The organism is Geodermatophilus bullaregiensis, assembly GCF_016907675.1.
GTDB lineage: Bacteria > Actinomycetota > Actinomycetes > Mycobacteriales > Geodermatophilaceae > Geodermatophilus > Geodermatophilus bullaregiensis.
The window spans coordinates 3,017,710-3,041,347 of record NZ_JAFBCJ010000001.1 but is presented as its reverse complement, the minus strand read 5'-3'; the positions used below and the strand labels follow the sequence as shown (position 1 = coordinate 3,041,347).

Genomic DNA, 23,638 nt, shown 5'->3' with positions numbered 1-23,638 from the left:
CGGCGCGCGGCCGGGGTCGCGGAGTGAGGCACCGTGGCACCCACTGCCGCGGCGTCGGCGACGGCGACGGGCACCTAATCAAACCCTCACAGAACTGTAGAGTACGCAGGTCAGGAGGCTGGGGACAGGCACGAGCGGGTCGTCTGCCTCGTGCAGCGGCCGGGCCCGCCCACCCCACGTGGGGGTGACGGGGCTCGTCGGCGGCGAGGGACCGGCCCGGGCCCGGTTAGGCTGCCGTACCGCCGAGCCGCTCCTGGCGACGGCCGATCCGAGTCGAAGGGACGCACCGCGTGGCGATCCGAGTGGTCTACCGATCTCACGGCGGCGAGAACGCCAAGGACCGGCCGGACTACTACAGCAAGCTGCTCGGGCTCCTGTCCTTCCTGCGGGCCACCGACGGCATGGACCTCGAGATCGTGTACGTCAACGACGGACCCATCCCCGAGGACCGGTTCCGCCTCATGACCGCGACCGGGGAGACCGTCGAGCTCCCCGGGGTCGGCATGCGCGGGTCCTACCGGGCAGCGCTGCAGGTGGCGACGTCCGGGCGCTGGCCGCGCGAGGACGTCGTCTGGTTCAGCGAGGACGACTACCTCTACCGGGAGGACGCGTTCCGCCGCCTCGAGCGGGCCACCGCCACCCTGGACGACGCCGAGTACTTCGCGCTCTACGCCTCGACCCCGCGACACCCCGCCGAACGGGACGACGAGCTGCCCACCCATCGCCCGTCGGGGTGGCGGCAGCTGCCGCCGTGGCAGGTGGACGACCAGGCGTGGGTCCAGATCTACAGCACCACGAGCAGCTTCGGCGCCCGGATCGGTGCGCTGAGCGACGACCTGGGGATCTTCCGGTTCTGCATGGTCCCCCACGTCCGGATGCTGCGGGACCACGACACCTGCCTGCTCCTGCAGGGCTTCGAGCCCTACAGCTATGCCACGCTCGCCCGCGAGGCCGTCGGGCGCGGTGACGGCGACGGCCGGGCGCGGGCGCGGGCAGCTGCCCTGGCGCCCTTCCGGCTGGCGACCAACCTGCGGGCGCACCGCCGGCCCTCACGACGGAGGCTGTTCCTCGCCGCGGACCCGAACCTGGCGACGCACATGGAGACGAGCCTGATCGGCGGCGGCGTCGACTGGCCGGCGGTGGCCCGGGAGACCCGCGCCTGGGCGGTGCAGCGCGGGCTGCTCGACCCGGCCGTCACCGAGCCGGCCGCCGTCCCGTACGCCGGCACCTGACCGGACGCCGCGACCACCACCGTCCCGCCGGCGTGGCGGGCTCCCCGCCGCGCCGGCGGGTTCAGGCCTGCCGCGACGGCGACCCGGCGGACCCGGGCGCTGCCGACAGGTCCTCCTCGGTCCGCCGGTCCGGCGCGTCCCCGGTGGCCTGCTCCCTGCGCAGCAGCACGACCAGCCGCCACCAGACCACGGGGACGATGACCACCTGGGCGAGGGCGAGGCCGAGTGCGGCTCCCGGAGCACCCGCCAGCTGCAGGCCGAGGACGCCGAACACGAGGAAACCCGGGGCGAGCAGCGCCGTCACCCAGAACATGTCCTTCGCGAAGCCGCGGGCCGTCATGACGGTGCTCGCACCGAAGCCGAGGCCGATGGCGACCACGCCGAGGAGCGTGGCCGGCAGGACCTCCTCGGCGGTGGCCCAGCTCTCCCCGAGCAGCGCCGTGCCGAGCTCCTCGGGCAGCACGAGCAGCGCCACGCCCCACACCAGGTCGGCGGCGACGATCAGCCCGGACAGGCCCAGCGCGGCCACCAGAGCGGTCCGGCCGCCGAGCCGCCGGCGCGAGATCTCCGGCAGGGCGAAGGCCGAGAGGCTGTAGCCGATCAGGTTGAGCGGCCCCAGGACGACCTGAGCTGCGCGGAGGGCCCCGACGTCGGCCGGCTCGCCGATGCCGGCGATCAGCAGCATGGTGAGCTGGTTGGCCCCCATGACGCTGAGGAAGCTGGCCAGGTAGTAGCCCAGCAGGTCACGCTGCCGGCTCAACCAGGCGAGGCTGGTCCTGATCTGCGGGTGGCCGCGGAACTGCAGCCCCCCGATGAGCGCAGCCACTCCGGCCGCGATCCCCCACCCGAGGACCATGGCCGGGGCGCTGCGCTGGTCGACGGCGAGCAGCAGTCCCACGGCGGCGAACTGGACGACCCCCCAGATCAGGTCGTTGACGAAAGCTGCCGCCGGCCGGCCCTCGGCGACGAAGACGGCTCGCCACATGTCCTGCAGGAGGAGACCGGGCAACAGCACGCCGATCGCGAGCAGCGAGGCGCCCACCGCGCCGCCGGTCACCGCGCCGGCCACGGCGACGACGGTTCCCGACACGATGCCGAGCAGCGTGGCGGCTCCGGCAGCGGAACGCGACGCCGCCCGGAAGGCCACCGCGTCCTGGGAGGTGTAGCGCACCACCAGGGGCTGGGCGATGAGGGCGCGACTGGCCCCGATGAGGAGCGAGTAGACGGTGAAGGCGACCGAGAAGGCGCCGAAGCCCTCCGCCGACAGGGAACGGGCGACGAGGACGGTGATCAGGAGGTTCGTGCCGCTCGACACGATCTGGTCGGCGATGTTCCAGGTGGCCCGTCCGGCCAGCTGACCGAGCTTCCGGCTGCTCAACGGGCGACGTCCACGCTGGTGCCTTCCCGGCCGGCAGCCGTCCGGCAGTCGGTGATCACCGCGCGAGGCTACAGGGCCCTAGGAGGCGGGTCACCGGACTGCACCCGCTCGGGGGTCACCGACGAGGTGCCCGGCGCGTCACACCTTCACCCCGAGGCGCCAGGCGAGCCGCTTCACGCCCCCCTTGATGCGCCGCGCGCGGGCCTCGCGGGGGCGCTTGGCCCAGAGGCGCTCGAAGCGGTCCGCCATCGCCAGCCCGGGCTCGGCCCAGACGCGGCGCAGCTCGGGCTCGAAAGGCTCCCTCAGGTCCGAGCGCCAGTAGTGCACCACCACGTCGTGACACGGCCGCACGGACGTCCGCTCCTGGAGGCACACGGTGAACGCGAGCTGCTCGGACGTGTGCGAGTGCTCCCCGAACCCGTGCTCGAGCAACTGGTCGGTGAGGTGCTGCACCTCACCGCACAGGTGCGCGTCGTCGCGGTGGAGACCGACGACCCCGGCGTTCCACGAGGCGCGACCGGGGCCGAACCCCCACGGCCGCCCGGCGGTGTCGACCGGCCGGTGCCGGCTCAGGACGTGCTCGAGCGCCGCGACCTCGGGCGGCGGCGGCCAGCCCTCGCGCAGGTGCAGGACGCTGCGGCCCGGGCCGACCCGCCGCAGCACCTCGGCCGGGGAGCGCACGAAGTACGTGTCGCCGTCGACGTACACGCAGCGATCGGTCCCCGGTCGAGCCAGCGCCTCCTCGATCACCTTGATCTTGGCCCGCCAGACGTAGCCGTGGGACCCCATCCACGCGGACGCGGTCTCCTCGGTCACCGGGACCAGGTCCACCGGCAGGTCCTCGAAGGGCTCGCTGCGGTCCGTGAAGAGCACGATCCGCCAGTCGCCGCCCTCCTCGAGGTGGCGCGCGGCGCTCAGGATCGAGAAGCGGAGCTCGTCGACGTGCCGCCCCTCGCCGAGGTTCACGTACACCAGGTCGTCCATCGCTCTCCCTCAGGTCCAGAGGGCAGGACGGTTCCCCGTGCCCGCCGACGACGGCGCGGCGCCGTCGGTGGTGACCGCTCCTCCGTCGCCTCTACGGGTGACACCCTGCCGTACACCCCGCCGGCCTGCCCCTCCCGACCTCGTTCCGCCCGGATGCCATCGCGGCTCCTGACCGGCCGGCCGGCCGGTCGGGCCCGCGGCCGTCTCCTCATGCTTTGGGGTGAGGACCCTCGTCCGCGGACGGCCCGCGGGCCAGCATGGGAGCGGAACGGGCCGATCCCCGACTGGGCGCTGGGCGAGGTCTCGATTCGACTGCGGTGCGACGGCGGGACGTCACCGTACCGCCCGGCAGCTACCCTGCCGGGCGGTACGGTGACCAGACAGCAAGCAGGGGGACGGCGTCGGAGCGACCGAGGGCGTTCGCGTACGGGGCGTGACGCCGGACCCGGCCGGGGGAGCCCGCCCGCGTCCACAGCGCCCCCGCCCGGCGTGTGTGCAGACCCCGTGACCCGGGACGCTGTGCGACCGGGAACCCGGACCACCATGAGCCAGCAGACGGGGACCAGCATGCGCGAGGACCGGCAGAGCACGCGCGACGGACGCGTGGACGGCGGCGGACGGCCGCGGACAGGGAGGCACGGGTGAGCGCCACCCGGAGCGGCCACGGCAGCAACGACAGAAGGTTCGAGATGAACGGCGTACAGCGGAGCGACGGCGGCAGCACGACCCTCCCCCAGGGTCAGGACGACCGGCGAGGGCGGGGGTCGGTGCTGCTGGGCACCCTGGCGCGCGCAGGGGTGCTCATCCTGTTGGTGACCCTGCTCGCGGGCTACGCCGCCTACACCTACACGGCGCGCCAGCCCACGGTGTACGAGGCCACCGCCGAGGTCGTGCTGTCCTCGTCGAACAGGTTCGCTCCGCTGTCCAACTCGTTCTCCGGCGCGGAGGACCGGTACGTGCAGAACCAGGCGAACATCATGATGACGCTGTCGGTGCTCGACCGGGCCGCCGTCCGGCTGGGCGACGGCGTCCCCGGGACCGAGCTCCGGGGACAGGTCTCGGCGGTGCCCGCGGGGTCCAACGAGGTGATCTCGGTCATCGCCCAGGCCGCCGACCCGGCGCTGGCGGCCGCCCGCGCCGACGCGGTGGCCATCGCCTACGGCGAGTTCACGCTCGCGGAGGTGCAGTCCCTCGCCGACCAGGCGGCGGCGGTCGCGGCGGCCGAGCCCGCCGTCGTGCGCGACATCCGTGCTCGGGCGGCGATCTTCGGCGACGGCGTCGCGGTCATCCAGCCGGCGTCCGTTCCTTCCGAGCCGGTCCTCCCGAACCCGGGGCGCAACGCCTACCTGGCCGCCGCAGCAGCCTTCCTGCTCTCCACGGGCCTGGCGCTGGCCTGGCGGAGCTCGCGCCGGCCGGTCGGCCGGGACACCCTCGCGGCCGAGGCCGGGGGGCCGCTCCTCGGCGAGGTCCCCGTCCGGTGGTTCGGCTCGGCGGCGGTGCCGCAGCAGCCCGGCCAGGACCGCTACGCGCTGGCGCTCCAGGCCCTGCGCTACCGCCTCCGGGACGCCGGGCACCAGTCGGTCATGCTGACCTCCGTCGGGCGGGACACGAGCGCCACCAGCGCGTTGCTCGGGCTGGCGGCCGCCGAGGCGGCCCAGGGGCGCAGGGTCGTGCTGCTCGACGCCACTGACGACGGCCGGCTGCTGCGCCGGGCCGGTGCGACGCCGCCGTCGGTGCCGCTCACCACGCTGGTCGCGGGCGGCGGCAGCCTGGGGGCCGCGCTGCAGCCCGTACCGGCGCTGTCCGGTCAGCACGGGGGCGGGGTGCAGATCGCGCGCGTCGAGCGGACGTCGGTCGCCGCCATCGGTGCGCTGCGGCCGTCACTGACCACGCTGCTCGCCTCGGCCGACCTCGTGCTGGTCGACGCCGGATCGGCGGTCCACGACGCCACCGCCTACGCCCTGCTGGGTGAGGTGGGTGCGGTCGTGGCCGTCGTGCGCGCCAAGTACCGCGGTCGTGAGCTCAGCGAGCTCCGGCGGCAGCTGGACCTGGCCGGGCGGGAGTGCGACGGCGTCCTGGTCACCCACCGCACCTGGCTGCCCTCCCTCCGGACCGCTGCGACCCCCGCTGTGCTCCCCCGCCGGCCCGGTCCGGCGACGCTGCGGGCCCCGCTGCCCGCGGCCGACGGCACGGAGGCCACGGGGGCTCCCCCGGCGACCGTCCGTCGCTCCGGAGCATGAGCCGACCGGACGCCGGGGGCGCGTCGCCGGGATCCCCCGGGTGCCGGCAGCCACGGCCTGACGCGCACCGCCGGACGGTGGACGCGTGAGCGCCCCCGCACGCCCGGTCGCCCTGCGCCCCCTCCCCAGCCCGGCCGACGGGGGGAGCGCCACCCCGCAGCCGGGTGAGCTGCGCCTGGTGTCGGTGCTGGTGGTCGTGGTGGTGCTCACCCAGCGGGTGGGGATCCCGTTCGGCGGCAGCGTGATCTCGGTCGCCCTGCCGCTCACCTACCTGTTCGTGGGCTTCCTGCTGGTCCGGCGGCTGCTCGTCGTCAACCAGCTCCGGGCCGAGCTGCTCACCCTGGCGATCAGCGCCTGCCTGCTCACCACGGCCGCGGTGACCTGGCTCGGGGCCACCCGCGAGCTGTCCATGTCCTCGTTGTTCTTCCTGGTCGCGATCTACCTGCTCTGGGTGTTCCGGGTGCGGGACCCCTACGGCGCCGCGGTGGTGGCCCGGGCCGGCCGGACGTTCGTGCTCACCATGGTCGGGCTCGCCGCCCTCGGGACCGCGCAGCTGGTGGGGCAGTGGACCGGCGTCTGGGAGTGGGAGGACTACCTCGCCCAAGTGGTCCCGGACGCCTACCGGATCCCGGACTTCAACTACAACAACGAGCTCGCCTACGGCGTCGGCGTGTACAAGGGCACGGCGTTCGTGCTGCTCGAGCCGTCCTTCCTGTCGCAGCTCTGCGCCCTGGCCATCCTCGTCGGCATGGTGCTCGGCGTCCGGGCGTGGCAGGTCCTCGTCCTCGGCTGCGGCCTGGCCGCTGCGGTCTCCGGGACCGGCCTGATCCTGCTGGGGGCCGGCGCGGTGCTCCTGCTGGCGCGGATGCCGCGCCGGCTGCGGCCGAGCTACGTGATCACCGGCGGGACGGTGGCGGCGGTGCTGCTGTTGAGCCCGGTCGCCGACTTCCTGCTCGATCGGCAGAGCGAGTTCGGCACGAGCGGTTCGAGTGCCAACTCGCGGTTCGTGGCGCCCTACCGCGAGGCGTGGGAGGGGCTGGTCGCCGAGCCGGTGCGCTTCCTCGTCGGCGCGGGTCCGGGGTCGGTGGACCGCCTGATCAACGGGACCCCGATCGGCATGGACATCCTCTACGGGACCCTGCCGAAGCTGCTCTTCGAGTACGGCATCCTGGCCGGGGGCCTGTTCCTGCTGTTCCTCGTGTTCGCCGTCCTCGACCGCACGCCGTGGCGGGTCGTGCCGGGATCGGTCCTGGTGATGATCTTCCTGCTGTCCGGCGCACTGCTGCAGCCGCAGACCGCCGTGCTCGCGTGGCTGCTCACCGGCATCGGCACCTCGGAGGGACGACGAGCACCGGCCTCCCGGTGAGTCGCCGGCGCGCCGGGGCCGTCCGCGTCGCCTGATCGCACCGCGCGGCTCCGGGCGGCCGGGGTGCGGCCCGCCGGCGGAGCCGCCGCGGCCGGCCGGAGCGCCCGGGTCACCAGAGCTGCTGGTACAGCTCCGTCGACTCCGGCATGCGGGTGTACTCGCCGAAGAGGGTCCACCGGTCGCCGTCCCCGTGGACGTTGAAGTGGATCTCGTAGAGGACGTCGCCGGCGCCGGTGCCGCCGTGCTCGGAGAAGAACTCGTACATCCCGCGGATGAAGGCCGGGGAGTCGCCCTCGTCGGCGTTGCCCGACCACTCCGGCACCGCCAGGGGCAGACCGACGCTGCGGGCGAACTCGAGGTGTCGCTGCAGGCCCTTCGGCGCACCCCAGTCGTCGCTCTCCAGCAGCGACTCCTGCCACTCCTCCGCGGTGTCCACGTACGGGTAGTTGTTGTAGTAGTCGACCGCCATGACGTCGACGTACTCGGCACCGGGGAAGAACTCGCGCCAGTCCATGTCGGTGCCCACCGACTCACGGTTGACGCAGAAGACCAGCTGCGCCTCGGGGTAGACCTCCTGCTGCAGGTCCCGGAAGCGCTGCCACGCCTCGACGAAGGCCTGGTGGTTGTCCGCGTTGACCGCCCACGGCACCCAGGTCCCGTTCATCTCGTGCGCGAGACGGATGTAGACGGTGCCCGGCCGGTCGGCGCGCAGGTCACGCAGGTTCGTCAGGGACTCCCGCCACCGGCGGTCGTAGTCCCCGTCGGCCGCCTCCTCCCAGGAGCCACCCTCGTCGAAGGCACCGATCGCGACGTCGAGCGGGCCGTCCCAGGCGCCGTACTCCGCGCCGGGCTGGAGCTGGTAGAGGGCCACCATGGCGTCGTCGTTGTCGACCCACGTGCCGGCGATCTCCATGGGACGGCCGCGCCAGGTCCCGTACTCCCCCGAGGCCACGCCGTGCCCGGACGCCCCGGACAGCCAGTTCGCCGGAGGGGACGCGACGGGGTCGGGGTCCAGGGCCACCGGGACCGGCTCGGAGGTCTGGCCGTTCAGGACGACGGCGCCCGTGACACCGACCGCGGCCACCGCCGCGACACCCGCGACGACCCAGCGGGTCCGGCGGCGTCCGCGGGCCGTCGGCGCCGGCGTGGGCGGACCCTCCAGGACCGACGGGGAGCCCTCCGTCACGTCGTCCCGGTCCAGTCCTGAGGACACCTCAACTCCCGTCGTCCGATTCCGCGGCATCCGTCGGTCGGCGGGACTCCACCCGGTCGTGCACCCGCACGACCGGCGCCCCCCGCCGCCAGGACCCTACCCTCAGGCGACTGGAGAGTGGATCGCTCCGGGAACGGCTCCCCCGATCCGGTGGCGTCCGCGGCCGGCCGCGTCCCGCCGGCCGGTGGGACGGGGTGGCGACGCGACCGTGCGCCGCCCCCGGACCGTCGTCCCGGGGCGGCGCACGGGCGCGGTCACCAGAGTCGGCGGTACGCCTCGGCCGAGGCCGGCATGCGGGTGTCGCCGAAGAGGAGGAAGCGCCGGCCGTCCCCCGTCATGTTGTACTGCGTCTCGTAGAGGACCTGACCCGGCCCGCTGCCGGCGTTGACGCTGAAGAACTCGTACATCCCCTGGATGTAGGCCGCCGAGTCGCCCTCGTCGGCGTTGCCGGACCACTCCGAGACCGACAGCGGGAGCCCGACGCTCCGGGCGAAGTCGAGGTGCCGCTGCAGCCCCTTGGGCGCTCCGTAGCCGTCGGTGTCGTCCAGGCCCGCCCGCCACTCCTCGGCGTCACCGGCGTACGGGTACTGGTTGTAGTAGTCGACCCCCATGACGTCGACGTACTCGGCACCGGGGAAGGTCTCGCGCCAGTCGATGCCGCTGTCCACGGACTCGCGGTTGACGTTGAAGACCAGTTGCGAGGCCGGGAAGACCTCCTGCTGCAGCGCCCGGAAGCGCTTCCACGCCTCGATGAAGGCCTGGTGGTTGCCGGCGTCGACCGACCAGTCGAACCAGTTGCCGTTCATCTCGTGGGCGAAGCGGATGTACACCGTCCCCGACCGCTGGTCCCACAGGTCGCGGAGGGTCGTGAGGGACTCGCGCCACCGCCCGTCGTAGGCGCCGGTCGCCGCTCGCTCCCAGGTCTCGCCGTCCCCGATCGCGCCGATGGCGATGTCGAGCGAGCGGTCCCAGGAGCCGTACTCGCCGCCGGGGCGCAGCTGCCAGAGCTCGGTCATCGCCTCGTTGTTGTCCGCCCAGGTGCTGGCGATCTCCACGTCCCGCCCCCGCCAGGTCCCGAAGGAGCCGTCGGACACACCCGACCCGGAGGCGCCCGAGAGCCAGGTCCCCGCCGGCAGCACGGTCCGCGCTGCCGGCGTGCCGGAGCCGGCCGGCCCGGTCGAGCCCGCCGCGACAGGCGCGTCCTGGGTCACCGCACCGGACGGGGCGTCCGCGGGTGAGGGAGCCTCGGACGCGCCACCGCCGGACGCCGCACTGACGGACTCGGTGCTGACGGACTCGGTGCTGCCGGACGCTCGGTCGGCGACCTCGGCCTCCGCGACCTCGGCCTCGGCCTCGGCGCTCCCGGCCTCCGCGACCGGTTCGACGGGCGCGGGCGCGGCCGGTGCCGTCCGGGACGCGTTCCCCGCGGCCACGGCCCTCGCCTGCCCCCGGCGCTGACCGGCACCGCCGCCGTCCTCACCGAAGCACCAGTTCCGGAAGCTGGACGCGGTCTGGGTGACCACGTCACCGCCACCGACGGCGTGGGCCACGCCGTAGACGCTCGACAGGACCAGCAGCACACCGGTCGCGTAGACGAGCACCCCGTGCAGGCGGCCGCCCCGGCGGGACCGGACGCGGGCGGCCCTCTGTGCGCGCCTCCCCTCCGCGTGGGCGGCCGGCCGGGGGACGGCACCGTCCTCGGCCGAGGCGTCCGGGACGTCCCGGCCGGGGGCGACGGCCGGCTGAGGAGCGGTCGGCGGCACGGCCGGGAGCCGGCGGATGACGACGACGTCGCCGTCCGCCCGCACCGCGGGGGTGTGCGAGCCGGCCGGCGCGGTCCGCGGGCGCGGGCCGGGTCGGCCGGCTGCGGCGGCGCGGTGGGCCGGGAGGCCGGTGGAGGAGGTGGAGTGCACGTGGCGACCCATCAGTTCGACGCCCCCGATCGCGGGACCGACCGGTCCGTACCGGCGGTCGCGGGGAGGGCGGTGGGGAGGAGAGCACAGGCAGTCAAGGCAGGTCCTTCGCGCGTCCGACACTCGGCGTGATCAGACGAATCACATCGATGACGTTCGGGATGCTTGCACAAGCGCTCCGCATCGGGAAGGTCACTCTCAGTCGCAGGCCGTCCCATGCGCCTCGTCCTCCCCACCCGGCACCAGCGAGCCGCGGTGTGACGGACCGGTTACCTGCTGTGATGCACAGGATGGGGCCGGATCACGGGGACGCTGTGATCCTGGCCACTCCCCGGGCCGGTGCGTCGGCTCGGCCGTCGAGCGTGACCGCCGGCGGGTGCCGGATCGCGACCGACGCCGGTGGCCACCGCGCCGGCGGCGGCGCGCGGGGCGGCCGCGGTCCGCGAGGCGGGCCTCAGGCCCCGGGGCGCCCCGGCGTCGTGAGGGGCTCCCGGCTCCTGACGGGACGGGCGGACCCCACCCAGCGGGCGTCCTTCAGGCGCAGCGCCGGACCCTCGACGAGGACCCAGGACAGCGCAGCGAGGCAGAGGCTGACCGCCACGGACAGCACCACGAACGGCCACTCCCCCAGCCCGGTCGCCCCGGCCAGCACCAGGACGAACTGGACCGGCCAGTGGTACACGTACAGGCCGTAGGACAGGTCCCAGGACGGCGTCCAGCGCCACGGCAGCCGCACCACCGTGTACAGGCAGAGGTAGGCGAAGCAGGCGGCACCCGGCAGCCGGTGGTCGGGGAGGAAGGCGGTCGCCACGACGACGGCACCGCTGGCCACGGCCCAGGTCCACCGGACGGGTAGCCGGTCGGCGAACACGTGGCCGGCGGCGCCGAGCAGGAAGACCAGCAGGAACCGGAGGAGCTGGTCGTTGGCGAAGGCGGGGGGCTCCAGCGGGATGTGCACCACGGACTCCAGCAGGAGGGCGGCCCACACGACGACACAGGCGACGGCGAGAACCCGGCGCTGCGCCCGCAGACCGGCGACCGCGAGCAGCACCGCGACGGCGCCGTAGCAGGCCGCCTCGTACTGCAGGGTCCACAGCGACCCGTCCAGCGCCGTCTCACCCGCCGGCGTGGCGAGGTCGGCGATGCCGTGCTGGGCGATGACCAGCCCCGCGTTGACCAGCACGTAGCGCCAGGCCGGGTCCTCCCCGGCGGTGAGGACCGCGCCGGGGTCCCGGCCCTCCAGCAGGGCCGCCAGCGGGGCCAGCACGAGCGCGATCACCAGCAGGCACGCCCAGAAGCCCGGCAGCAGCCGGAGGAGGCGGTGCCAGGCGTAGCGCCGCACGGACCGCAGCCGCAGGAGGCTCCTGGTGACCAGGAACCCGCTGAGGACGAAGAACCCGTCCACGGCGAGGGCGCTGAGGTCCGTCCCGCCCAGGCTGGGCTGCCAGCCGAAACCCGTGCTCAGGGCGTGCGCCACGGCCACCACCCCGGCGAGACCCACACGCATCATCGCCAGGCTGTTGCGCCGGGGGTCGAAGGCGCCGGCCAGCGTCTGGGGCGGGTGTGCCGTCCTCGCGCGCCGGCCGAGGACCCGCTGTTTCCGTGCGGGACCGGACCCCTCCGCGGTGGTGCCGGACACCGCGGCCTCGCGCGGGGTGGTGTCGCTCGCCATGACGTCCTCTCGGACTGGTGGGCCGTGGGCCTCCGCGCTCGACTGACGGCGGGACCGCCAACTCTTCTCTCAGGTGAGAAGAGAGTTGCACGGGCGAACCTACCCTCACCTGCGGAAAGACTGTCAATCACCCGTCCGTGGTGTGGGTCGCGCCTGCACCGGCCCCCACGCCGTGTACCGTCCCGGCGAACATCGGCGGGGGACGACCCTCACCGGGGGTGCGTTCACCACGTCGCGCAGCAAGGGACGGATCGATGTCTGAGCGTTTGATGCGGATCGGCGAACTGGCCGAGAAGACCGGGCTGTCGCTGCCGACCATCCGCCACTACGACGAGACCGGCCTGCTGAGTCCGTCGGCGCGCACGGCCGGCAACTTCCGGCTCTACAGCGAGGCCGACTACCAGAAGCTGATGGTGATCCGGCGCATGAAGCCGCTCGGCTTCAGCGTCGAGGAGATGCGACAGCTGCTGGTCGTCGTCGAGGGCCTCCGCAGCGCGGGCCCGGGCGCCGACGCGACCCGGACCGACCTCCTGGGTCAGCTGCGGTCGTTCATCGCGGACGCCGCCGAGCGGCGGCGCAAGCTGCAGCGCAACCTCGAGCGCGCCGACGAGTTCATCGGCGTGCTCAGGTCCGAGGAGCAGACCGCCCTGGAGACGGCGCCCGGGGACGCCGCCTCGGCCGAACCGCGCGTGGAGGACACCCAGCCGGCCTGAGAGCGGGCCCGCCGGTCACCGACCGGCGGTGGCGACCTCCGTGAGGACGGCAGCGGCGCTGCCGAAGAAGCGCTCGTCCTGCTCGGCGCGCAGGCGGTCGACCAACCGCCCCTCGGGCAGCTCCACGTCGGCGTAGCCGATCACCTCGTCCTTGCCGACGTCCCGCACCAGCCGGCACCCCTCGGCCAGCCCCACCGGCAGCAGCCGGTCGGCGTGCGTCACGTCGGCCCGTTCGGCCTCGCCGTAGTAGTGGTAGCCGCCCGGCCGGTCGAGCACCGTGCCCGCCGCCAGGGCGGTCTTGGCCAGCGTGACGACGTCGACCTGCGGCGCACCCGCCGGGCGGATCGCCGGGTCGCCCAGCAGCGCCACGCGCGCCACCGTCGTCGGCACCTCGAAGTGGCACAGGTGGTAGGGCGTGTAGAAGCTGTACAGCGGCCCGGTGCCGAGCTTGTACAGCTCCAGGTAGTGCCGCTGCTTCGGGTCGTCGTGGGTGGCCATGACGTACACGCCCGGGCCCGGCTTGGCGCCCACCACGTAGTCGACGACGCCGCCGAGCGCGCGGAGCTCCTCGACGTCGTACCGCTGCGTGAGCTCGTCGACGTGGCCGCTGTGGTCCATGGCGTACAGGCCCCGCCGGGGCACGGTCAGCCCGGCCGCGTTGGCGACCAGGGCCTGCTCGACGCTCACCTTGGTGCCGTCGGCGAAGCTCGTGACCATCCACGGGTCCTGGCCCCAGCGCCTCGCGAACCCCTCCTGGGTGGTGGGGTTGCGGTAGGGGTCCTGCAGGCCCTTGATGTTCCCGGCCACCAGCGGCTGCAGACCGATCTGGCGGACGAACCGGATGAGGTTCATCTGCACCGCGGGCTGGTCGCCGTCGGCGCCGGAGTAGACGACGCCGGCCGCGTCGGCCCTGGTCGCCAGCAGCGGGCCGAGCGTGGCGTCGACCTCGGCGTTGAGCAGCACCAGGTGCTTGCCGCCGGCGATGGCGGCGAGCGCGAGGTCCGCCCCGAAGGCGACCGCGCCGGTGGCGTCCACGACGACGTCGACGGCGTCGCTGCCGGTCACCAGCGCGATGTCGTCGGTCACGGCGACGTCGCCGGCCGCGGCGATCCGGGCGACGTCGGCGAGCGACTCCGCGGCGACCGGTGTCGCGCCGGCCTCGGTGACGATCGCGGAGGCCTTGGCCGGCGTCCGGTTGCAGACGACGGTCAGCTGCACGCCCGGCGTGCTGTTGACCACCTGGTTGACCAGGCCCTTGGCCATGAAGCCGGCACCGACCAGGCCCATGCGGACCGGCCGGCCGTCGGTCTGTCGCTGGCGCAGCAGGGTGTCGACCGCGATCACGCGGGGACCCCCGCGGCGAAGCGGGCGGCGTTGGCCTCGGCGTCGAAGGGCGCCCAGCCGGCGTCCTTGTCGCTGATGACGGCGACCTCGCGCGGCCAGGTGAGGCCGAACGCGGGGTCGTCGTAGCGGTAGCCGACCTCGGCGCCGGGCGCGTAGGGGACGCTGACCATGTAGAGCACCTCGGTGTCGTCGGTCAGCGTCTGGTAGCCGTGCGCCAGGTGCGGGGGCAGGTAGAGCCCCAGCCGGTTCTCCGCCGTCAGCTCCACCATCACGTGCTGCATGTAGGTGGGTGAGTCGGGCCGGACGTCGACGGCGACGTCGACGATCGCGCCGCGGGTGCACCGGATGAACTTCGACTCCGGGTGCCCGGGCACCGACAGGTGCATGCCGCGCAGCGTGCCGGCGCGGTGGTTCCAGGACACGTTGCACTGGGTGACCTCGGGGCGCATGCCGTGCGCCTCGAACTCGGTCGTGTCGAACGAGCGGGCGAACCCGCCGCGCTCGTCGGTGAACGGCTCCATCTCGACGAGGTGGACGCCGTCGACCTGGAGGGGCGTGTACCTCACAGGGAGGCCCTCCAGAACAGCTGGGGGTCGACCTGGGACGTGCGCATCAGGTACTCGATCTGCTTGAGGCGGGTGTGGCCGCGGCCGGTGAAGGTGGCCTCGTCCATGTCGATGGACTCGAAGACCCGGTGCAGCTGGGCCGCGCCGGCCTTGGCGTCCCAGTCGGTGTCGTAGCCGGGGAGCACCTCGCGGATGCGGTCGAAGGCCACCCGGTAGCTGCGGTTGTCGGCGCTCGGGTCGCCGAAGGTGAGCTCGCAGCCGGGGAACTCCGCGGCGACGATCTCGGCGATGTCGCGGACGCGGTAGTTGTTGCCCTCGCTGCCCACGTTGAAGACCTCGCCGTGCACCCGCTCGCGGGGGCTCTCCAGCGTCATGCGGATGGCCTTGGCGATGTCGAGCGCGTGCACCAGGGGCCGCCACGGCGACCCGTCGCTGGTCATGGCGATCCTGCCCGTCGTCCAGGCCAGCCCGGAGAGGTTGTTCAGGACGATGTCGAAGCGCATCCGCGGGCTGGCGCCGAAGGCGGTGGCGTTGCGCAGGAAGGTCGGCGAGAAGTCGTCGGTGGCCAGGGCCGTGACGTCGCGCTCGACCAGCGCCTTGCACCGCGCGTAGGACGTCTGCGGCGAGACCGGGCTGCTCTCGTCGACGGTGCCCTCGGCGACGCCGTAGACGCTGCACGAGCTCATGTAGACGAAGCGCGGGACGCCGGCGGCCTTCGCGGCCTCGGCCAGGTGCACCGAGCCGTGGTGGTTGATGTCGTAGGTGACGTCGCCGATCAGGTCGCCGATCGGGTCGTTGGACAGCTCCGCCATGTGCACGATCGCCTCGACGCCCTCGAGGTGCTCGGGCCCGAGGCGCCGGATGTCGAGCGCCAGCGTCTCGGGGACGTGCTCGAGGCCCGGGTAGAGCCAGCCGTTCTTGTAGTAGCCGGTGTCGACGCCGACGACGTCGTGTCCCGCCCGCATGAGCTCCTGCGCCGTCAGGCAGCCCAGGTACCCCTCGGTCCCGGTGACCAGCACTCGCACGATCGACATCCTCCCCAGTGGTCTGCCCGGCTCGAGGGCCGTGTGGGCAGGCGACGTTGCCAGGCGCGGTGGCGATCACCGAGCCGCTACCGCGGCCCCATCGACGTCCGGGCCGCGCTCGTGGGGCACGCTACCTGCGGTTCGGGCCAGGACACACCGCCTCCCCCGCGGTCCACCCGATTGGTGCACCGGCGGCGGCGCGGCCCTACAGTCCACCTTCGCTGCGACAGACGGGGAGTTCCTGTGTCGGTGTCTGAGTCGGTCGAGGAGACCGCCCCTGGTCCTTCCGTCGGCCGGGTCCTCCTGTTGGTGGACTCCCTCAACACCAACGGAGCCGTCCGCATCGTCGTCGGACTGGCCCGGCGCTGGGCCGGCGGGGGTGCGCGGCTGGCCGCTCTGCAGCGAGCCACCGGCGCCGCCGTCCCCGCGACCGGCGCCGACGTCGTGCAGGTCGTCCCCGACCACCGGCGGCTCCGCCACGGCTTCCCCGGCGCGCTGCTGCGCCTGGCCCGCGAGAGCCGCCGGGCCACGGTCGTCGTGGGGGGATCGGAGATCGGACCCGCCCTCGTCCTGGGGTTCCTGGCGACCCGGCTGACCCGCCGGCCGTTCGTCGTGTCGGTGCACGCCGACCTCGACGAGGCGCTGGCCGAGTGGATGCCGCCGAGAACCCACCGGGTCGTCCGGTGGGTGCACCGGCACGTCGAGGGCGCGATCGCCGTCACGCCCGGTGTGGTCGCCCCGCTGGTGCGCAACGGCCTGCCGTCCGACCGGGTTCGCGTGGTCCGCAACGGCATCGACACCGCCGCGATCGCCCGGGCGGCACAGGAGCCCCCGGAGCTGGCGCCCTCGGCCCAGCCCACCGTCGTGGCGACCGGACGGCTCGCCCCGCAGAAGGGCTACGACCTGTTGCTGCGCGCACACGCCCGCGTCGTCCGCACCCACCCGCACGAGGTGCTCGTGCTCAACGACGGCCCGGAGGCCCCCGCTCTCCGGACGCTGGCCGAGGAGCTGGGTGTGCAGGACACGGTGCGCTTCGCCGGGGCGGTGCGCGCTCCCCTGCCCCTCGTCGCGGGGGCCGACCTGTTCTGCCTGCCCTCCCGCCACGAGGGTCTACCGCTGGCGCTCCTGGAGGCCGTCTCGCTGGGGGTCCCGGTCGTGGCGGCCGACTGCTCCCCCGGCGTCCGCGAGGCGCTGGACGGCGGCCGCATCGGCGAGCTCGTGCCGGTCGAGGACGTCGACGCGCTGGCAGCGGCCCTCGAGCGGCACCTGGCCGACCCCGCCGTGCTGCGCGAGCGCGCCGCGCAGGGTCCCGCGCACGCCCGGTCCTACGACTTCGACGCCATGGCCGCCGGCTGGGCGTCGGCGATCCTGGCCCTCCGCGACGCGGACCACGCCGCTGACGCCGAAGTGACGCGCGTGAGCCGCCTCCGGCGGCGGCTCACGCGCCGTAGAAGGACCGCACCCCGTCGGTGACCCGGGTGAGGGTCCCCTCGTCCATGTACGGGTGCAGCGGCAGGGTCAGCACCTGTCCCGTCGCCCGGTCGGTCACCTCGAGGCCGCCCCGGCGGCAGCCCTCGTAGAAGCTGAAGTCCTGGGCGCCCAGAAAGTGGATGCCCGTCGCGATGCCCCGCTCCTTGAGGTGGGTCATCAGCCGACCGCGCTCCTCCGCGTCCCGTGTGCGGACGACGTAGATGTAGGGCGCCACGTCCTTCCAGTCGGTGTCGAACAGGGTCAGGCCCTCGACGTCGCGGAAGGCGGCGTCGTAGCGGCGGCAGTACTCCTGCCTGTTCGCGATGAACTCGTCCACCAGGGGCAGCTGGGCCAGGCCGATGGCCGCCGGGACGGAGCCGAGGTGGCAGCGGTAGCCCTGCCGGACGACGTCGAACTCCCAGTTCCGGGAGTTGCGGTACCGGGCGTCGGTGTCGGCGTCGATGCCCAGGTGCCGGAGCTCGTGGAGGGCCTGGACGTCGGCGGGGTCGGGTGTGATGACGGCGCCGCCCTCGAGCGTCGTGATCATCTTGACCGGCCCGAAACTGAAGCAGGTGATGTCGCCGAAGGACCCGACGGGGCGGCCGCCGCTCCGGGTCCCGAACGCGTGCGCGGCGTCCTCGATGACCCTGAGCCCGTGCTCCCGGGCGATGGCGACGATGTCGTCGACGCGTGCCGGCAGGCCCAGGTAGTCGACCACGAGGACGGCCCGGGTCCGGTCGGTGATCAGCTCCCGCACCCGGTCGGGGTCGAGCCCGAGGTGGCCCTCCTCGACGTCGCAGAAGACGATGCTGGCCCCGGTGCGGCTGATCGCCTGGTGGCCGGCCACGTACGTGAAGGCCGGGCAGATGACCTCGTCGCCGGGTCCCAGGCCGATCAGCTGCCCGGCCAGGTGGATCGCCTCCGTGCAGGAGTTGGTGGCCACCGCCCGCCGGCCGTCGAGCTGCAGGTAGCGCTCCAGACCCTGCTCGAACTCCATGCTGAGCTTGCCCATGCCCAGCCACCCGGCCTCGAGCGCCCCGCGGGCCGCCTCCTGCACCTCGGGCCCGAGGTAGGGGCGGTAGACCGGTACGACCGCGTCACGGTCGATCGGCGGCAGCTTGCTCACCATGTCCTCCTGGTCCATCACGGCATCATCGTCCACCGGCGACGTGCCCCCACCCGGCGACCCGGGTGGGGGCACGTCGCGACCGGTCAGGTCAGTCCTCCCAGACCTTCCACTCCGCCACACCGTCGTCCCACAGCCCGTTGAGTTCCTTCCAGTCGCGGAAGGTGTCCATGCCCATCCAGAAGCCCTCGTGCCGGTACACCCCGAGCTGCCCGTCGCGCGCCAGCCGCTGCAGCGGGGCGTGCTCGAGCATCTGCTCGGTCGCGCTCGGGTCGAGGTACCCGTCGATGAAGTCGCGCTCGAAGAAGAAGAACCCGCCGTTGACGTAGCCGGTCTGCGGCTGCTTCTCGTTGAAGGCCGTCACGTCGTCGCCCTCGAGGACCATCTCGCCGTACCGCCCGCTGGGGTGCACGCCCGTCAGGGTGCCGAGCTTCTGGGAGGCCACGTGGGTCTTCAGCACCGCGGGCAGGTCGACGGCGCCGATCCCGTCACCGTAGGTGAGGCCGAACCGGGGGGCGTCGAGGTACTCGGCCACCCGGGCGATGCGGGCGCCGGTGGCCGTTGTCAGCCCCGTCTCGGCGAAGGTGATCTCCCAGTCCTCCTCCGCGTGCGCGGTGTGGAACTCCAGCTCGTGGGAACCCTGCAGCCGGATCGTGAAGTCGTTCATCCGCGCCCGGTGGTCGACGAAGTAGTCCTTGATCATGTCGCCCTTGTAGCCCAGGCACAGCACGAACCGGCGGAAGCCGAAGTGGCTGTAGGTCTTCATGATGTGCCACAGGATGGGCCGGCCACCGATGTCGACCAGCGGCTTGGGCAGCTGCTCGCTGGCCTCCCGGAGCCGGGTTCCCATCCCCCCGCACAGGATGACGACGGGGATGTCGGCGACCGGGACGTCCGGACGGTCGGTCATGTGTTCCTCTTCCTCGCGGTTCTTCGTGTGGTTCTTCGTGTGGTTCTTCGTGTGGTTCGACGCTGCAGCAGGTCGCCGGGAGCGTAGGTGGCATCTGCGGCCCAGGGAACCGGGATCCGGGCACCTCGACCGGTTCCCTCCGATCGGGGGACCACGGACGTGCGCAGGTCGGCGGCCGTGCCGCGGTCAGCCCGGTGGGCGGAGCGTGGCGGACACCATGCTCGGGTCGAGATCCCCGATGGCCGCCGCGCCCGCGACCGCCATGACGTGCCGCAGGTCGGCGCTGAGGGCCTCCAGCGCGGCGGTGACGCCGTCGGCGCCCTCGCTGGCCAGGGCCCACAGCACCGGGCGGCCCACCAGCACGGCCGCCGCTCCCAACGTCAGTGCCACCAGTGCATCGGTGCCGGTGCGCACGCCACCGTCCACGAGCACCGGAGCGCGCCCGTCGACGGCCTCGAGCACCTCGGGGAGCGCCAGGGCGCTGGGGACGGCGCGGTCGAGCTGGCGACCGCCGTGGTTGGAGACGATGACACCGGCCGCTCCGGCGTCGAGGCACCGGGCCGCCTCGTCACCCCGGAGGACACCCTTGACGAGGACGGGCAGCCCGCCGACGTCGGCGAGCCGGCCGATGACGTCCGGGGTCATCGACGGGTCCTGCTCGGCGGCCTCGCGCCCGACCGTCCCGGGGAGCAGGTGCTGGGCGAGGTTGACGAGGAACTGGTCGTCGGGGACGGCGATGCGCACGCCGCTCACCTTGTGCTTCCGTCCCACGTAGGGGGTGTCCACGGTGAGGACGACGGCTCGGGCACCGGCTGCCGCGGCCCGCTGGACCAGCGCCTCGGTGAGGCCGCGGTCGCGCATGACGTAGGCCTGGAACCACCACGGGCCCGACGCGGCCGCGCCGATGTCCTCCAGCGTGCGCGAGGCCCGGGTGGAGACCACCGACAGGCAGCCCGCCTTGCCCGTGCCGGCGACGGTCGCGCACTCACCGTCGGGGTGCGCGAGGGCGTGGAAGGCCATGGGGGCGACGACGAACGGGGACTCCACGGTGGTCCCCAGCAACTCGGTCGTCAGGTCCACCGTCGAGACGTCCCGGAGGACACGGGGGCGCAGCCGGTAGGCCCGCCAGGCGGCCTCGGCCTCGCGGAGGGTCGTCTCCTCGCCCGAGCCGGCCTGGTAGTAGTCCCACACGGCGGGGTCGAGCGTGCGGCGGGCCGTCTCCACGTGACGGGTCGATACGGAGTCCATGGTCGTGTCGGCGGCGGGGACGCTCATCCCCGTCTCTCCCCTCCTCGTCTGGGCTGGCGGGCTGCGGGAGCCTACGTCGGGGTGGGGCCGGAGTCGCCCCACCAACGGGTGGCCTGCCTCCCGGCGCGCCCGTCGCCGCACCTGCACGGCCGTCCGGACGGCCCCTGCCACCGGGCTCCTCGCGCCCCGGCCGAGCGGGTCCGTGTCCTAGTAGGCGCCCGGCCCCCGGAACACCGCACCGAGGGTCTTCCAGAGGATCATGAAGTCGAAGGCCAGCGACCAGTTCTCCACGTAGCGCACGTCGATGCGGACCGAGTCGTCCCAGGACAGGTCTGACCGTCCGCTGACCTGCCAGAGACCGGTGAGACCCGGCTTGACGAGGAACCGGCGGCGCATGTCCAGGCCGTAGCGCTCGACCTCGGACGGCAGCGGGGGACGCGGTCCCACCAGGGACATCTCACCCCGGAGGACGTTGATCAGCTGCGGCAGCTCGTCCAGGGAGTAGCGCCGCAGCCACCGGCCGACCGGGGTGACGCGGGGGTCCTCCCGGAGCTTGAACAGGACACCGTTCCCGTCGTTCCGGTCGGTGGGCACCATCGTCTCGGCGCCGGCGACCATGCTGCGGAACTTCAGCATCGGGAACACCCGCCCGTCGCGGCCGACCCGCTGCTGACGGAACAGGACGGGACCGCGGCTGCTCGCCCACACGGCCGCCGCGATCGTCACCAGGGCGGGCAGCAGCACGAGGAGGCCGACCCCGGCGGCCACCCGGTCGAGGGTCTCCTTGGTGAGGCGACGGACGCCGCGCAGCTCGGGGCGCTCCATGTGCAGCAGCGGCAGCCCGCACACCGGGCGGATGTTGACCCGCGTGCCCACGATCTCCGTGACCGCGGGAGCGAGGAGCAGTTCGGCCCGGGTCTGCTCGAGGTCCCACCCGAGCTGGCGCAGCGCCGGACCGTCCAGCTCCCGGGACGGGAGCACGGCGACGGTGTCGACGTCGTGCCCACGCACGACGTCCGCGACCTCGTCCAGTCCCCCGAGGACCGGGAGTCCGTCGAAGAACGCGGTCGGGTGCTCCCGCTGGTCAGAGGGGAGACAGCAGCCGATCACCCGGTAGCCGTGGTAGGCCTCGTGCTCGATCTGCGCGTGCAGCGCCTCGATCCCGCTGCGGTGGCCGACCAGGAGCATCGTCCGCTGGAACCGCCCGTGCTGCCGCTGACGGTGCACCCAGGACCGGTGCGCGTACCGGGTGAGGAGCGTGAGGACCGTCGCGACGGGGAGGGCGACGACGACGAAGCCTCGCGCCACCTCGAGCTTGAACGCGTAGCTGACGGTCGCCACGGCGGCGAGGAGCAGCACGGATGCCGAGAAGACGCGCCGGAACTCCTCGGCACCGACCCAGAGGAACCGTCGCTCGTAGCTGCGGGAGACGAGCATCGCGAGGACCCACACCCCCGGCAGCAGCAGGGCCATCCAGAAGGACGCGGCGTTGCCGGCCGTGCCGTCGGGGCCGAACCGCACGAGGTACCCGGCTGCGGAGGCGGTCACCGCCACGACGGCATCGGTCACCGCGGTGCGCCGGACGTAGGTCTGCTCCCAGGCCAGCCGGCCCACGGCCTCCTCGTGGCGCGGACCGACCTCGCCGGGCGTGCGACGCACGCCGTCGAGTTGCCGCTGAGGACGTCTCAGGTCGTCACGACCCACGAGCGCAGACATCCGACCCCCCGTGTCACACCAGGCTCCGGACGAGGTGTCCGGAGCGTCTACCTCAGCCCCCATCAGGTGCTGCAACCCAGTTGGACCGTGATCACCGTCACACTCAGTGATCCCGGCCGACGTGCCGCGCAGATCTTGCACACCCGATCCACGGCCTGGACAGCCTTTTCGGGGCAGGTCGCGAACACGCGCGAGAAAGATCGACCAAGGTCACACTTCGGTGACCGACAGTGAGCGAGTTGCCCCCTGTCGAGTGACGAGAACCACGCCGGGTCGAGGCGCCATCCTCACGGTCGCGCGCCTGCCGCCGGTGCCGACCGGGGTCGACCCCGCTCTGGGGCACCGCTCGAGCTCAAGGCAGTGGCGTGCTCGACGAGCGGGGCCAGGACGTTGCGCCACCGGTAGGGCTCGACCACCGCCCGTACCGCGTCTCGGTCCGGGTCCTGCCGCGCGAGGTCGACGACGGCGTGCGCGAACGCCTCCGCGGACCGGGCGAGCCGCAGGTGCGGACCTTCCAGTGACTCGAGACCGAGGGCCCCGAGGGGGGTCGCCGCCACGGGCGTGCCGCACGCCAGCGCCTCCAGGATCTTCAGCCGCGTCCCACCCGCAGCCAGCAGCGGCGCGGTCGCCACCCGCGCGGCCGTCACGTACGGCAGGACGCTGGGGACGTCGGCGTGCACCTCGACCGTCGACCCGCGCAGGGCCTGGACCGAGGCGGCCGGCGAGCGGCCCACGAGCTGGAGCACCAGGTCGGGGTCCAGTGACTGCACGTGGGGCCAGACCTCTCCGACGAGCCACTCCGCGGCGTCGACGTTGGGGCGCCAGCCGAGGTGCGCCACGAACACGACGGTCCGGGTCCGGGGCCCGGAGGTGTCGAACGCCTCGTCGCTGACCCCGTTGGACGCCACGACGACCTCGGCTCCGGTCGCACGGCCGCCAGCCAGGTCCCGCAGGAGGTCCGCGTCCCGCTGGCTCACCGTGGCGACGGCGTCGACCCGACGCGGCAGGAGGGCCTCCATCCGGCGGAGCGCGGACGCCTCGTAGCGGGCCGCCAGCCGCTTGGGCCGCGATGCGGCGGAGCGCGCGTAGTTGGCCATCAGCTCGGACTCGACGTTGTGCATGTCCACGAGGACCGGGCGGGGGACGACGGGCAGGTAGCCCAGGAGCTGGGTGAACTCCAGGATGGTCAGGTCGTACCGGTGCTGCGACAGGTCCCGGTGCACCTCCCGCACCACCCGGGGGCTGAACCAGGTGAGCGCGGACACGCTGCGCGCCCGGAGGAAGCTGACGAGGACACGCACGAGGGAGCGCGCGGAACCCGGGCTCCATCGACCGGGTGCGCCTGCACCGCTGCCCGGTCGGGCGCGGACGACGTGCGCGTCGACGACGAAACCGGCGTCGGTCAGCTCGCGCACCAGAGCGGCCACCCGGAGGCTCCCTCCGTCACGGGGGTCCGCGAAGTCGGTCTTGGTGAGCAGCAGGATGCGCCGGCCCGAGGCCGGCCGGACGATGGCTTCCACGG

At 73.6% G+C, this 23,638-nt stretch carries 18 protein-coding genes; 5 read left to right on the top strand and 13 right to left on the bottom strand.

The window, feature by feature from the left end; all coding sequences use genetic code 11:
- Positions 1 to 290 precede the first annotated feature (290 nt).
- On the top strand, positions 291 to 1,232 hold the full coding sequence (locus JOD57_RS14345; protein WP_204692644.1) for a hypothetical protein: 942 nt from the start codon (positions 291 to 293) through the stop codon (positions 1,230 to 1,232).
- 61 nt (positions 1,233 to 1,293) lie between these two features.
- Here JOD57_RS14345 and JOD57_RS14340 read toward each other — a convergent pair whose 3' ends face one another.
- Positions 1,294 to 2,610, bottom strand: coding sequence for an MATE family efflux transporter (locus JOD57_RS14340; RefSeq protein ID WP_204692643.1), 1,317 nt, complete (start codon positions 2,608 to 2,610; stop codon positions 1,294 to 1,296).
- A gap of 138 nt (positions 2,611 to 2,748) precedes the next feature.
- Complete coding sequence (locus JOD57_RS14335) at positions 2,749 to 3,594, bottom strand: hypothetical protein (protein ID WP_204692642.1); 846 nt, start codon at positions 3,592 to 3,594, stop codon at positions 2,749 to 2,751.
- Between the two features lie 641 nt (positions 3,595 to 4,235).
- Between JOD57_RS14335 and JOD57_RS14330 the strand changes: the two genes are divergently transcribed.
- Positions 4,236 to 5,834: a Wzz/FepE/Etk N-terminal domain-containing protein gene (locus JOD57_RS14330; protein WP_204692641.1), complete on the top strand. Its 1,599-nt coding sequence runs from the start codon at positions 4,236 to 4,238 to the stop codon at positions 5,832 to 5,834.
- A gap of 85 nt (positions 5,835 to 5,919) precedes the next feature.
- Positions 5,920 to 7,200: a hypothetical protein gene (locus JOD57_RS14325; RefSeq protein ID WP_204692640.1), complete on the top strand. Its 1,281-nt coding sequence runs from the start codon at positions 5,920 to 5,922 to the stop codon at positions 7,198 to 7,200.
- A 109-nt stretch (positions 7,201 to 7,309) separates the two neighbouring features.
- Here the strand turns inward: JOD57_RS14325 and JOD57_RS25470 are convergent, their stop codons facing one another.
- The 3 genes from JOD57_RS25470 to JOD57_RS14310 form a co-directional block, all read right to left on the bottom strand.
- Entirely contained in the window at positions 7,310 to 8,413 is a 1,104-nt protein-coding gene (locus JOD57_RS25470; protein ID WP_204692639.1) for a glycoside hydrolase family 26 protein, read from the bottom strand.
- 254 nt (positions 8,414 to 8,667) lie between these two features.
- Entirely contained in the window at positions 8,668 to 10,326 is a 1,659-nt protein-coding gene (locus JOD57_RS26915; protein ID WP_204692638.1) for a glycosyl hydrolase, read from the bottom strand.
- 454 nt (positions 10,327 to 10,780) lie between these two features.
- On the bottom strand, positions 10,781 to 11,998 hold the full coding sequence (locus JOD57_RS14310) for an acyltransferase family protein (RefSeq protein ID WP_204692637.1): 1,218 nt from the start codon (positions 11,996 to 11,998) through the stop codon (positions 10,781 to 10,783).
- Between the two features lie 254 nt (positions 11,999 to 12,252).
- Here JOD57_RS14310 and JOD57_RS14305 point away from each other — a divergent pair, with 254 nt between their 5' ends.
- Positions 12,253 to 12,711, top strand: a complete 459-nt coding sequence (locus tag JOD57_RS14305; RefSeq protein WP_204692636.1) for a MerR family transcriptional regulator — start codon at positions 12,253 to 12,255, stop codon at positions 12,709 to 12,711.
- Between the two features lie 15 nt (positions 12,712 to 12,726).
- Here the strand turns inward: JOD57_RS14305 and JOD57_RS14300 are convergent, their stop codons facing one another.
- The 3 genes from JOD57_RS14300 to JOD57_RS14290 are packed head-to-tail and all read right to left on the bottom strand — an operon-like array spanning position 12,727 to position 15,646.
- Positions 12,727 to 14,055: an NAD(P)H-dependent oxidoreductase gene (locus JOD57_RS14300; protein WP_204692635.1), complete on the bottom strand. Its 1,329-nt coding sequence runs from the start codon at positions 14,053 to 14,055 to the stop codon at positions 12,727 to 12,729.
- Complete coding sequence (locus tag JOD57_RS14295) at positions 14,052 to 14,621, bottom strand: dTDP-4-dehydrorhamnose 3,5-epimerase family protein (RefSeq protein ID WP_204692634.1); 570 nt, start codon at positions 14,619 to 14,621, stop codon at positions 14,052 to 14,054. The genes JOD57_RS14300 and JOD57_RS14295 overlap by 4 nt, the downstream gene beginning before the upstream one ends.
- The gene (locus JOD57_RS14290; protein ID WP_204692633.1) at positions 14,618 to 15,646 is read right to left on the bottom strand and encodes an NAD-dependent epimerase/dehydratase family protein; all 1,029 of its coding nucleotides are present in this window, start codon (positions 15,644 to 15,646) and stop codon (positions 14,618 to 14,620) included. Before JOD57_RS14290 ends, JOD57_RS14295 begins: the two co-directional genes overlap by 4 nt.
- Before the next feature lie 249 nt (positions 15,647 to 15,895).
- On the opposite strand from JOD57_RS14290, the gene JOD57_RS14285 reads away from it, so the two are divergent.
- On the top strand, positions 15,896 to 17,119 hold the full coding sequence (locus tag JOD57_RS14285; protein WP_204692632.1) for a glycosyltransferase: 1,224 nt from the start codon (positions 15,896 to 15,898) through the stop codon (positions 17,117 to 17,119).
- Here the strand turns inward: JOD57_RS14285 and JOD57_RS14280 are convergent.
- The 5 genes from JOD57_RS14280 to JOD57_RS14260 all read right to left on the bottom strand — a co-directional run bounded on the left by JOD57_RS14280 (position 17,085) and on the right by JOD57_RS14260 (position 23,636).
- Positions 17,085 to 18,260: a DegT/DnrJ/EryC1/StrS family aminotransferase gene (locus JOD57_RS14280; protein ID WP_204692631.1), complete on the bottom strand. Its 1,176-nt coding sequence runs from the start codon at positions 18,258 to 18,260 to the stop codon at positions 17,085 to 17,087. The genes JOD57_RS14285 and JOD57_RS14280 overlap by 35 nt on opposite strands.
- A 73-nt stretch (positions 18,261 to 18,333) precedes the next feature.
- On the bottom strand, positions 18,334 to 19,152 hold the full coding sequence (locus JOD57_RS14275) for a glucose-1-phosphate cytidylyltransferase (RefSeq protein WP_204692630.1): 819 nt from the start codon (positions 19,150 to 19,152) through the stop codon (positions 18,334 to 18,336).
- 186 nt (positions 19,153 to 19,338) lie between these two features.
- Positions 19,339 to 20,427, bottom strand: a complete 1,089-nt coding sequence (locus JOD57_RS14270; RefSeq protein WP_239568464.1) for an alpha-hydroxy acid oxidase — start codon at positions 20,425 to 20,427, stop codon at positions 19,339 to 19,341.
- A gap of 180 nt (positions 20,428 to 20,607) precedes the next feature.
- Positions 20,608 to 22,059, bottom strand: coding sequence for a sugar transferase (locus JOD57_RS14265; RefSeq protein WP_307824683.1), 1,452 nt, complete (start codon positions 22,057 to 22,059; stop codon positions 20,608 to 20,610).
- Positions 22,060 to 22,403: 344 nt separating this feature from the next.
- On the bottom strand, positions 22,404 to 23,636 hold the full coding sequence (locus JOD57_RS14260) for a glycosyltransferase (RefSeq protein ID WP_204692628.1): 1,233 nt from the start codon (positions 23,634 to 23,636) through the stop codon (positions 22,404 to 22,406).
- Between the last annotated feature and the right edge of the window lie 2 nt (positions 23,637 to 23,638).

Coding starts and splice junctions, on each gene's coding strand:
- JOD57_RS14310 (WP_204692637.1), bottom strand. CDS start 11,998: ATGGCGAGCGACACCACCCCGCGCGAGGCCGCGGTGTCCGGCACCACC.
- JOD57_RS14270 (WP_239568464.1), bottom strand. CDS start 20,427: ATGAGCGTCCCCGCCGCCGACACGACCATGGACTCCGTATCGACCCGT.
- JOD57_RS14280 (WP_204692631.1), bottom strand. CDS start 18,260: ATGGACCAGGAGGACATGGTGAGCAAGCTGCCGCCGATCGACCGTGAC.
- JOD57_RS14275 (WP_204692630.1), bottom strand. CDS start 19,152: ATGACCGACCGTCCGGACGTCCCGGTCGCCGACATCCCCGTCGTCATC.
- JOD57_RS14305 (WP_204692636.1), top strand. CDS start 12,253: ATGTCTGAGCGTTTGATGCGGATCGGCGAACTGGCCGAGAAGACCGGG.
- JOD57_RS14335 (WP_204692642.1), bottom strand. CDS start 3,594: ATGGACGACCTGGTGTACGTGAACCTCGGCGAGGGGCGGCACGTCGAC.